9 protein-coding genes and 3 pseudogenes are annotated in these 10,148 nt (G+C 65.9%); 4 read left to right on the top strand and 8 right to left on the bottom strand.

The window, feature by feature from the left end; all coding sequences use genetic code 11:
• Positions 1 to 450: 450 nt before the first annotated feature.
• Positions 451 to 1,365: a DMT family transporter gene (locus CVV76_RS24235; protein ID WP_102227257.1), complete on the bottom strand. Its 915-nt coding sequence runs from the start codon at positions 1,363 to 1,365 to the stop codon at positions 451 to 453.
• Between the two features lie 93 nt (positions 1,366 to 1,458).
• Here CVV76_RS24235 and CVV76_RS24230 point away from each other — a divergent pair, with 93 nt between their 5' ends.
• The gene (locus CVV76_RS24230) at positions 1,459 to 2,409 is read left to right on the top strand and encodes a LysR family transcriptional regulator (protein WP_102227256.1); all 951 of its coding nucleotides are present in this window, start codon (positions 1,459 to 1,461) and stop codon (positions 2,407 to 2,409) included.
• A gap of 204 nt (positions 2,410 to 2,613) precedes the next feature.
• On the opposite strand, the pseudogene CVV76_RS25545 reads toward CVV76_RS24230, so the two are convergent.
• The 6 genes and pseudogenes from CVV76_RS25545 to CVV76_RS24205 form a co-directional block, all read right to left on the bottom strand.
• Positions 2,614 to 2,724: pseudogene (locus tag CVV76_RS25545) on the bottom strand (IS6 family transposase); the annotation flags it as partial.
• A gap of 32 nt (positions 2,725 to 2,756) precedes the next feature.
• Entirely contained in the window at positions 2,757 to 3,377 is a 621-nt protein-coding gene (locus tag CVV76_RS24225; RefSeq protein WP_102227255.1) for a phosphoribosyltransferase family protein, read from the bottom strand.
• Between the two features lie 33 nt (positions 3,378 to 3,410).
• Complete coding sequence (locus tag CVV76_RS24220) at positions 3,411 to 4,103, bottom strand: energy-coupling factor transporter transmembrane component T family protein (RefSeq protein WP_102227254.1); 693 nt, start codon at positions 4,101 to 4,103, stop codon at positions 3,411 to 3,413.
• Positions 4,100 to 5,605: an ABC transporter ATP-binding protein gene (locus CVV76_RS24215; protein ID WP_102227253.1), complete on the bottom strand. Its 1,506-nt coding sequence runs from the start codon at positions 5,603 to 5,605 to the stop codon at positions 4,100 to 4,102. The genes CVV76_RS24220 and CVV76_RS24215 overlap by 4 nt, the downstream gene beginning before the upstream one ends.
• Positions 5,605 to 6,177, bottom strand: a complete 573-nt coding sequence (locus CVV76_RS24210; protein WP_102227252.1) for an aminotriazole resistance protein — start codon at positions 6,175 to 6,177, stop codon at positions 5,605 to 5,607. The genes CVV76_RS24215 and CVV76_RS24210 overlap by 1 nt, the downstream gene beginning before the upstream one ends.
• 134 nt (positions 6,178 to 6,311) lie before the next feature.
• Positions 6,312 to 6,962, bottom strand: a complete 651-nt coding sequence (locus tag CVV76_RS24205; protein WP_102227251.1) for a phosphoribosyltransferase family protein — start codon at positions 6,960 to 6,962, stop codon at positions 6,312 to 6,314.
• A 149-nt stretch (positions 6,963 to 7,111) separates the two neighbouring features.
• Between CVV76_RS24205 and CVV76_RS24200 the strand changes: the two genes are divergently transcribed.
• The 3 genes and pseudogenes from CVV76_RS24200 (at position 7,112) to CVV76_RS24195 (ending at position 8,860) form a co-directional block, all read left to right on the top strand.
• Complete coding sequence (locus CVV76_RS24200) at positions 7,112 to 8,011, top strand: LysR family transcriptional regulator (protein WP_102227250.1); 900 nt, start codon at positions 7,112 to 7,114, stop codon at positions 8,009 to 8,011.
• Between the two features lie 12 nt (positions 8,012 to 8,023).
• Positions 8,024 to 8,119 (top strand): annotated as a pseudogene (locus CVV76_RS25260) (AAA family ATPase); the annotation flags it as partial.
• Between the two features lie 303 nt (positions 8,120 to 8,422).
• A complete protein-coding gene (locus CVV76_RS24195) occupies positions 8,423 to 8,860 on the top strand; it encodes a hypothetical protein (protein ID WP_102227249.1) in 438 nt (145 codons plus the stop codon).
• On the opposite strand, the pseudogene CVV76_RS24190 reads toward CVV76_RS24195, so the two are convergent.
• Positions 8,821 to 10,009: pseudogene (locus CVV76_RS24190) on the bottom strand (IS256 family transposase). The gene CVV76_RS24195 and the pseudogene CVV76_RS24190 sit on opposite strands and share 40 nt — an antisense overlap.
• Positions 10,010 to 10,148 lie beyond the last annotated feature (139 nt).

Genomic DNA, 10,148 nt, shown 5'->3' with positions numbered 1-10,148 from the left:
TCGAGGATGCCGATTACAACGGATGAGCCCGCCGCACGAGACAAACCGCCGGGCCCCCGGGGCCCGCGGCTTTCCTTCCAGACGCTCCCCCGAGGTCGCATGTCACCGCGCCGCACACACATCATCTGTCATATGATCACCTCGATCGACGGCCATTCGGGTCAGCTATCGGGATCGCGCTGGTTTCAGTCCTCGTCGCGGTTGGACAGAGACTCGATATCTTTCCGGCTTGGCATGCGGCCGTGATGTTCTTCAGACGGTGTTGTTACGTTAAACCGGCCATCGGTGGCATCTGCAGCATGGTCTGACAGGCTGAGGGCAACAGCGCGGGCCTTGCTGCCGCTTGCGCTCGATCCGCTCTCGAGTGTTGGCCATATCCACAATGACAGCTCACCGGTCAGGCATCGCGGCCTCTACAGTGGGAACGCCTCAGGACGCTCGTGGGCAGGGCTAATGATCGACCTCCGCGCCAGCACTCAGAACCAGCGCGCCGGCTCCTGAGATCAGCACCATGCCAAGGATCGTCCAGGCGTCCGGGACCTCGCCGAAGAAGACATAGCCCCAGAAGGCGGCGAAGATCAGAAAGCTGTAGTCGAAGGTCGCGATCACCTGCGGCCTGGGCGACTGGTAGGCCCGGGCAAGGCCGACCCCAATGCCTATCATCAGCACCGAAAGCGACGCGATCACGCTCAGGTCGGTGCCCGCCATCGGCCTCCAGGTCGCGAAGAGGAAGGGATAGGCCGTCGCCAGCGCGGGCGGGGCGAAAAGGGCCAGGAGGCTCGCCAGGCCACCGCAGGTCAGAAGCGTCAGATTCAGCCACAACGCCAGCGTCCGCGCCGAGACCCGGGTGCATTTCGCCCGCGTCACCACTGCCGCCACCGCGTAGAGGAAGGCGGCCGAGATGGGGATCAGCGCGAGCGGTCGGAAGCCCTCGGCGGCGGGCCGGACGATGAGCACAACCCCGGCGAAGCCAACCGCGATGGCGAGCCACTGGCGGGGGCGGATCGGCTCGCGCAGGCAGACGGCCGAGAGGAGCGTGATGAAAAGCGGCGATGTATAGAGCGAGGCCGCAATGACCGAAAGCGTGAGCAGCGGGATCGCGGCGTAAATTCCAAGATACATCAGCACCAGCGCCAGGCTGCGGATGAGGACCCAGCCGGGTGCCGCCATCCGGACCCGGTCGCGACCAAGCGCGGCGAAGACCGGCACCACGATCAGCGCCCGCAGCACCCAGATCTGCCACAGCGTCATGCCAGAGCTCGCATATTTCACGATGGCATCGGCCAGCGCCATGGCGAAGACCGTGGCCACGATGGTCGCAACGCCTGCGATTTCTCCGGGCGGATGCCCGTCTGTCTGCCTCATCTCCGGCCTCCTGTTCGTGAGACCAGTTTCCGCACGGCAGATAGTTTCGTATAGTCAGCACAAATACATCAGACTGATTGAACAGATCGAATAATGGATCGCAGCGACCTTTCGGCCCTCCAGACCTTCGTCGCCATCGCGGATCGCGGGTCGCTGCGCGCGGCGGCCCGGCACCTTGGCGTCAATCCGCCGGCGGTCTCGCACCAGCTCAAGAGCTTTGAGGACCGTCTCGGAACGCCACTTTTCCTGCGCAGCACCCGCTCGGTCACCCTCACCGACGCCGGCCGCGCCCTCTATGACAGCGCGCACCACCTTCTCGGCGGGCTCGAAGCCGCGCTCGACACGGCGCGCGAGAGCGCGGGCACCCCTGTCGGGCGGTTGCGGATCGCGCTTCCCTACCGCGCGTGGCAACTCATCCTCGCTCCCCGGCTCGCCGCGTTCCAGGCAGCCCATCCGGGGCTGGAGATCGAGCTGATCATCGAGGAAGGGCTGACCGACATCGTCGCGCGCGGTTTCCATGCCGGCATCCGTCTCGGCGACTATCTTCAGGACGACATGATCGCGGTGCGCCTGTCGCCCGCGGAAGAGGCAGCCTATGTGGCCTCACCCGGCTATCTGGCCCACTACGGCAGGCCGGAGCGACCCGAGGACCTGCTTGAACATGTCTGCATTCGCCACCGGCAGGTCAGTTCCGGGCAGATATCAGATTGGCGCTTCACGGGGCCGGAGGGTGAGCGTGTCGTCGCCGTCAGCGGTGGCCTGATCGTCGACGATCTGCGCCTTGCCATCGAAGCCGCCCGCCGGGGCCTCGGGATCGGCTGGTCGTTGAAGCGCGGCGTCGCGGAGGAGATGGAGCGCGGCACATTGGTGCAGGTTCTGGCCGAGATGACGCCGCCCCGTCCCGGCTTCTTTCTTTATTACCCGAAGTCGCTGAATGCCCTGGGCCTGCTGAGGAAGTTCATCGAACACTTCCGGCTCGGGCAAGGAACGCAGAGCTGCCGTTCTCTGGATCATGCGGCGACGCAGCGGGGCGCATATCGGTGATCGCTTCGGTGCGTCGCAGCTCCCGGCCCATATCCCTCGCGCGAGCGGGATCAGCAGGCTTGGGCCGAGAAGTTCCAGATTTCACTCGGCGGGGCCGATGCAATCGTCATTCTGGCCACCTCGGCGGAAGACCTTCCCCACGAGGCGAAGGGCAGCGTCGCTGTCTTGGGCAACGTCGCGAGAGGAGCTGACCGCTGGACGAGATTATGCGGCGAGCCCCGCGAAGACCTGAAACAAAGTTTCGTCATTTGCGAGGATCTGCCCCTGGCGGATTATGTGAGCGGTCTCGATCCCGGCGATGGTGACCGCGGCCGAGGCCGCGATACGCTCCGTTTCGCGTGACGCGCTCAGGTGCCGGGGATCGGTTGCCAATTGCCGTCAGCGTCCGGGCGGAACTGGGGGATGTGGGCAAGAGAAACCAGCCGTTCTACATCCTCGCCCAGTGTCTCGCGCCAGTCCCGCGCTTCGGTCAGGATGACGCCAGCGCCGACCACCTCGCCGCCTGCGCGCCGCACGAGGTCGAGCGCGCATTTGAGGCTGGAACCCGAGGCCACCACATCGTCGACAACGACGACCCGCTTGCCCGCGATCCGCGGGATCGCGGCACGGTCAAGCAGGAGCCGCTGCGCGCCCTTCGAGGTGATCGAGGTCACGCCCTCGACCAGCGCATCGCCGAGATGAACCTTCGGCGATTTCTGCAGCACGACGTAATGATCCAGCCCGAGAGCACGGGTGACTTCGATCGCGACGGGGATGCCCAGCGTTGCGGGGCCGACAATGATGTCGGGACGCAGCGGCGCGATCTTCTTCGCGAGCGCCGCCCCGACATGCGCGCCGAACTTCACGCCGAGGTCGATCACCATCATCAGGGAAATCGCGAAATCGGGGTTGATCGCGACGATCGGCAGATCGATCGAGTAGCCTTCGACATCGACGCGCCAGGTCCGGGGAGCGGCTTGGTCTTTCATCGGAATGTGTCCTTCAGTGTCAGTTGGTCCGGATCAGTCGGCCCGGATCGGTGCGGCCGCGCGTTCGGGCCAGGTCATGCGGGGTTCGACCATAAGCCCCACGTCCCGCCAGGTCGTGCGCTTGCGCGACAGGTCGAACCCGTAGAGCGTGAGTGAGAAGCTGATGGCATGGGCGGTGCGGATGGCCTGCACCAGAAGTGGCACGCCCCGGGCCAAGGCGAAGCGCAGCTTGCGCAGGAAGCTGACGTCATCGATCTCCATCCCCCGGGCCCGCTGCGCATCGGCGATGCGCTCGAACTCGTCTCGCAGCATGGGAATCATACCGAAGAGCAGCGACAGGATCAGCGTCGCCACCGCAGGCAGCCGTGCCCGCGAGCAGGCGGCGAGGATGGCGCCGGGTGTCGAGGTTTCCATCACAAAGTAGAAAAGCGCGGTGGTCGCGACGAGGCGGGCGGCCATCTTCGCGGCCACGGCAAGCGCCGCGACGGGGGCAAGGCCCTGCAGCAGCAGGTTGATCATCCAGCTGATGATCACCATCAGCGTCAGCAGCGCGGCGCCCTTCAGGTAGCCGCCCAGCTTGGGCACCCGCGCGACCCAGAGCAGCAGCAGGATCAGCGCCGCAAAGGGGAGGCCCCACCGCCAGTCGGGCATCAGCCATGCTACGATCATCAGGGCGAAAGCTGCACCGAGCTTTGCGAAGAAGTTCAGTTCCTGAAGGCGGCTCATGCGGCGGTCTCCCGGGGCTTCGCAGCGGGGGCGGGCCAGCCGAGCGCGCCGAAGGCGGTGCTGGTCCAGCCCTCGGCAAGCGAGCCGTCGTACGGCAGATGGCCCTCGCCCACGATCACCAGGCGCGTGGCCACGTCGTCGATCAGTTCGAGGTCGTGCGAGATCAGCATGACGGCCCGTCCCCGGGAGGTCATCCGCTCGAGAAAGGTTTCCAGCAGCCCCCGCCCCGCAAGGTCGCGTGCCAGAAGCGGCTCGTCGACGATGGCGATGGCGGCACCCGACGCCTCGGCGCAGGCAAGGCCAAGTTGGCCCTGTTGCCGGGAGGAAAGGGCGAAGGGGTTGGTCTCTTCCTGCCCCTCAAGGCCATAACGCGTGAGCACCGCGGCGGTCTCCTCTGTGCCACGTCCCATGGAACGGGCGAATGCAACCTCTTCCGCCACGGTCATGTGAAACAGGATCTGGCGCATGGATTGCGGCACGTATGCGATGCTGCGCGCGCGCCGGGCAGTGGTCCAGTCCCGGGCAGGCTGACCGGAAAGGCAGATTTCGCCCGCGGCAACGGGTATCAGCCCCAGCAAGGATTTCATCAGCGTGGTCTTGCCCGCGCCGTTGCGGCCGATCACGCCCAGCACCTCGCCCGCCTTCAGCGAAAGGTTCAGTTCGTCCAGCACCGGCTTGCCCGAGGCGCGGGTCAGCCGGGTGCGCAGGCCGGTGACGGAAAGCAGCTCTTTCCCCGGGGTGGGTACAGCCCGGCGGGCCGGGGACCGGCAGGGCGCCAGAAGCCCCGCGTCACGCCATTGGGCGGCGTCTTCAAGTGCAGGGGCAAGCGGCTGCATCCGCGACAGCGTACCGCCGGAGATCAGCACAAGCGTGTCGGTGAGGGAGGCAAGATGCGTCGGATCCTGTTCCGAGATGACGACGCCCGAGACATCATCCGCGGCTTGTTCCAGTGCACGGCAAAGCCGTTGGCGGGCCGCCGGATCGAGCCCCGTCGTGGGTTCGTCGAGCACCAGCAGCCGGGGCCGCGATGCAAGCGCCGCGGCAAGCACCACCATCCGCCGCTCTCCGCCGGAGAGGGTCAGGACGCGGCGGCCGGCAAGCTCGGTCAGTTCGAGATGCTCCATAAGGAACCGTATGCGCGCACGCACCTCGTCGCGGGGCACGGCGCGATTTTCCAGCGGAAAGGCGATAATGTCCTCGACCGACAGATCCCAGAGCTGATCCTCGGCGGCCTGGGCGACGTAACCCACCCGTGCAAACAGAGCATCCGCGCCGATCGTCGCGATGTCTTCCCCGTCGAGCGTGACCGTGCCCGCGTAATGGCCGGGGGCGGTGATCTTGGGAATGACGCCGGACAGCGCCATCAGCAGGGACGTCTTGCCGCTGCCGGTGGCGCCGCAGATCATCAGCCGCTGGCCGGATTGAAGATCCAGGTCGACCTCATGTAGCAGGGGCTCGGACGTACCGAACCCCAGCGTGAGACTGTGAGCCGAAAGCAGCATCAGAAGCGCTTGAAGCCCTGCGGATGGGCCGCGTTCAGGATCTTCAGGGCAGGAACGACCAGCAGCGGAGTGCCGATCAGCATGGGCACGATGTCCGACAGCCCGAGGTAGCCGACGCCCCACCAGAAAGGAAAGATGCCCAAGAAGGCGAGGCTGGCCGAGACCGCGGCGACCATGACGAGGCCGACGACGAGGCAGACCAGCGCGATGCGCAGCAGCGTGCCCTTGTCGAAGGTCGTCGTGGCAGGGTTGAACAGCAGCCCGGGGACGAGCCCGGTGAGACCCACCATGATCCCGTCAACCAGCAGCGAATGCGCCGGGATGAAGGTGCCAGCCAGCAACGACCAGACGATGGTGCCGAGGTAGCCGCAGATGAAGCCGCTGCGCCATCCCAGCAATATGCCGATGAGCGGCGGGAGGAAGGCGAAGATACGCCACTGGATCACGCCTGGCACCAGCTGGATGGGGTTGGCATAGGCCCAGAGCACGCCGGTGGCGGCGGCTGCGACGATGGAAAGGACCAGGGGGAACAGCGTGGTGCCGGCGTCCTTGGGAAGAGATTGATCGGTCATGGGTCGTCCCTGTTGGTTGCGGTTGATGGGGGCTTTGGCCCCTCTGGTTTCGCCCCGTGGCGGCTGCCCCGAGGCAATGGTTCAGGTTTTGCGCGCGCCCGGTCTCCTCCCGTGCCGGCCGCGCGCGGCGAATGTCATCCCGGCTGCGGTTCGGGCCGCATGTCGGTTTCGCAGCTGTCGAGGTCGATCTCCGCCCGGCCATGGACGACGCGGAACTGCGGAATGCGGCCCAGCCGGTGAACGAGCGCGGTATCCCCGGCAAGGGCCTCGCGCCAGTCGATGCCCTCGGTCAGGATCGTGCCCACACCGAGGATGGTGGCGCCCGCCCGCCGGACCAGACGCATCGCCGCAGCCATGCTGGCACCGGTCGCGATCACGTCGTCCACCACCACCACGCGTCGGCCCTGCAGCAGCGGGATCTGGCGCCGGTCGAGCAGAAGCCGCTGCGGCGTGTCCGAGGTGATCGAGCGCACCGGTTCCTCCAGCGCGTCGGCAAGGTGAAACTTCGGCGATTTCTGCAAGATCAGATACTTGTCGAGCCCGAGGTGACGGCTGACCTCCATCGCCACGGGAATGCCCAGCGTGGCACTGCCCACGACGACTTCCGGCTTCATCGGTGCGAAGTGCGCGGCAAGTGCGCGGCCCATCCGGTCGACGAAGGCAAGGCCCATGTCGATGTCCATCAGCAGGGCGATCGCGCGGCGGTCGTCGAGTTGCAGCATCGGCAGCGAGGTGACCTCTCCGGCGATCTCCACGTCGTAGCGTTCGGGCGGGATGAGGCGCACCGGGATATCCTGTCAGTCTTGCTGCGTTGCGGCGTATTATGATCGCGTCGCGAAGCCATCACAAACGCCAAGAATCCAACGCAGCGTTGAATTTTATTCAACACTCGGTAAGAGGGAATGCGAAGGCGGAGGCGGCTGGAAGGCAGGCGATGCAACGCGTATTTTTTACCAGATTTTTCAGATACATGGATGAGGTTTCGCGCTTGGGAAGCATCCGCCGCGCGGCCGAGGCCCTGAACGTTTCCGCCTCGGCGATAGACAAGCAACTGCTTCGGGCCGAGGAGGAGTTGGGTGTTCCTCTGTTCGAGCGTCATCCCCGCGGCGTGCGCCTGACCTCGGCCGGGGAACTCCTGATGTACCGCATGCGGAGCTGGCAGAAGGACATGCGGACGGTGGCCTCCGAGATCGAGGAGCTGAAGGGCCTGCGGCGCGGGGAGGTGCGCATCGCGGTTTCGCGGGAAGCCGTGTCGGGGTTCCTTCCCAAGGCGCTGAGCGGGTTTCTCAGGGAAAATCCGCGCGTCGCCACCTCGGTCCGCGTGGCCGAGTCCGACCGGGTGCGCCAGATGGTGATCGAGGGTGAGGCCGATTTCGGCCTGACCTTCAGCCCGCGCCCGCTGCCCGGCGTGTCGGTGCTGCGTGAGGTTCCGTTCCGGGTGCTGGCACTGGTGCCCGACGACGGGCGCCGGAGTGTGACCCTGGAACGTTTCTTCTCTCGCCCGATCCTGGTGCCGGATGCCGCCAGTCACTTGCGCGACGTGCTGGACATCGCGGCGGCGAAGGCGGGCATGGAACTGGCGCCGGTGCTGACCACGAACAGCCTGGAACTGCTGCACCAGATGGTACGCGAGGGCTGCGGCCACGGCGTGATCGCGGTATGTCCCGGCACGTTCGAGGGGGCGGGGGAGCGGCTTTCCGCAGTGCCGCTGCGCGCCGCCCCCCTGCCGGCTCTCTCGCTGGCGCTGATCACCCCGCGCGACACCTCGACCGCCCTGTCCTCTGTGCTGGCCAAGCGGCATTTCGAGGAGTTCTTCGATGCGCTCAAGGGCTGACCGATCGGAACCGAGCGACTGACCCACCACGTCAACATCCTCGAGATTAATGGCGAGAGCTACAGGCTCGCGCAAAGCCGCGCCCGAAACGCAGGCCAGACCCAGTAGAAAACCGCGACGCGCGCCGTGAGGCGATCGCGGAGATGGCGAACGAGATCCGGCGCGCGCGAGACGAACTGGACTATTCGTTGGAGGATATCGCACGACTGCTGACCGCGCACGGCCATCCGTCAGGACCTTGAGTCGCGAGTGCTTCACGGCCTGAAGACCGGATTGATGGACCCTGACCTGGTGCAGGCGTTCTGTGAGGAATATGCGGCCGAACGCAATCGCCTTCGCGCCGACGCCGAAGGCAGCCGGGAGAGGCTGGCACAGGAGCTGGCGCGGGTGTAGCGCGATCACGACAAGCTGGTGAAGGCAATCCTCGCCGGGATCCCCGCCGAAGAACTGAAGGAGCCGATGACCGCGCTTTCGACCCGTCGCAAAGAGATCGAGACGCAGCTAGCGGCCGCGCCAGCGAAAGACCCGATCCGCCTTCACCCGTCAATGGCCGGAACCTACCGGGCGAAGATCGACGACCTGATCGCGGGCTTGTCACGCCCAGCGGAAGCGAGTGAGGCCAAGGAGCTGATCCGCGGCCTGATCGACCGCATCGTTCTGACCCCGGACGGCGCAGGCCTTCAGGTGGACCTTGAAGGCGCGCTCGCGTCTATTCTGTTGCTGTCGCTCGTAAAGCAGAACGCGGTCGTGTCGCGAATGCTGTGGACATTCCGTGGCGGCGTGCTCCGGGCATATGAAGTTGCGTCCGATCAGGCGGCGAGGTCAAGCGCGATCGGCTCGATGGGCTGAGAGAGGGTTTCCCACCCGTCGACCTTGCGCATCTGGATCTGGCCGGAGGCCAGGAGCGCCCAGAGCAGCATCGGCACGGTCTCGGCGCAGGGCAGCACCGTCTGGGTCTTGATGCGACGGCGGAATTCCTCGTTGAGGCGCTCGATGGCGTTGGTGGTCCTCGTTGACTTCCATTGCGACGGATCAAGCCTGGTGAAGGTGAAGAGGCGCTCGCCCGCTTCCTCAAGGCTGTCGGCCACCGCTCGGCACTTGAGCCGCCACTTGCGCAGGAAGGCCTTGCGGCGGGTTTCGATCTCGGCGGCGGTGTCGGCGTAGATCATGTCGCGGTAGTCCGCGGTCGGCTCGTCATGCAGGTGCTTGGGAGCATGGCCGAGCAGGTTTCGGTGTTTATGCACCGTGCATCTCTGAACTGGCAGCTCCTCTCCCCACAGCCCCAGGAGCCCGGCCTCCAGACCCGGGGCGCCATCGACGATCACGAATTCGGGTCGCTTCAGGCCGCGTGCGTCCAGATCGTCGAGGAACTGGCGCCAGGCGGCCGTGCTCTCCCCACCCATGTTTTTAATGGAAAGCAAGACCTTCTGCCCGTCCCGGTGCACGCCGATCGCCGCCAGCACCGAGATGTTCGTGGCCTTGCGATCCAACCGGGTCTTGATGACGGTGCCGTCGAGGATGAGCCGGACGATGTCTTCCTCGGCCAGGCTGCGGGCGCACCAGGCGTCCCAGTCGACCTTCACTTTGCGCCAGGCTCGGCTGACCACATCCTTGCCGACAGCGCCTTCGAAAAGGCCGGCCAGCGCGCGTTTTACCCGCCGCGTGTTGGTGCCGGCGAGATAGACCCCCGCAATCAGCGCCTCGGCCTTCTTCGTCAGCCGCTGGTAGCGCGGCAGTGCTTTCGAGCGCCATTCGGTAATCTTGCCAGCTTCATCTTCGATGCGCGCGCGCGGCACGCGCACCGTCTCGGTGCCGAACGTGCCGGTGAGCTGGCGGTCGCAGTGCCCATGGCGATAACCCTTCTGCGCGCCGTCGCTGCGGCCATAGCGGCAGCGCCCGATGAAGGCCTCGAGTTCCTCTTCGAACAGCGCCTCGATCGTCGCGCGGACGGTTTGCCGACAGTAGCGCAGGCGTGCTGGTGTCTGTAATCTGGTTCATGGCGTAATCTCCCTGGCGGTGCCAGTCGCCGGTTGGGTGGGTTCAAGTCACCCGGAGATTACGCCGCCAAACAATTTCCACCACCCGCGCGACACGACACAGAACGCCGCGTCGAGAGACGCGGCGCGTTCTCTGAATT

The organism is Acidimangrovimonas sediminis, assembly GCF_002871005.1.
Lineage (GTDB): Bacteria > Pseudomonadota > Alphaproteobacteria > Rhodobacterales > Rhodobacteraceae > Acidimangrovimonas > Acidimangrovimonas sediminis.
Note: the sequence above shows the minus strand (reverse complement) of the source record. Positions and strands in the feature narration are given on the sequence as shown.

Excerpts from the sequence above, each read along its gene's own strand:
- CVV76_RS24235 (WP_102227257.1), bottom strand. The coding sequence starts at position 1,365 with ATGAGGCAGACAGACGGGCATCCGCCCGGAGAAATCGCAGGCGTTGCG.
- CVV76_RS24230 (WP_102227256.1), top strand. The coding sequence starts at position 1,459 with ATGGATCGCAGCGACCTTTCGGCCCTCCAGACCTTCGTCGCCATCGCG.
- CVV76_RS24225 (WP_102227255.1), bottom strand. The coding sequence starts at position 3,377 with ATGAAAGACCAAGCCGCTCCCCGGACCTGGCGCGTCGATGTCGAAGGC.
- CVV76_RS24220 (WP_102227254.1), bottom strand. The coding sequence starts at position 4,103 with ATGAGCCGCCTTCAGGAACTGAACTTCTTCGCAAAGCTCGGTGCAGCT.
- CVV76_RS24215 (WP_102227253.1), bottom strand. The coding sequence starts at position 5,605 with ATGCTGCTTTCGGCTCACAGTCTCACGCTGGGGTTCGGTACGTCCGAG.
- CVV76_RS24210 (WP_102227252.1), bottom strand. The coding sequence starts at position 6,177 with ATGACCGATCAATCTCTTCCCAAGGACGCCGGCACCACGCTGTTCCCC.
- CVV76_RS24200 (WP_102227250.1), top strand. The coding sequence starts at position 7,112 with ATGCAACGCGTATTTTTTACCAGATTTTTCAGATACATGGATGAGGTT.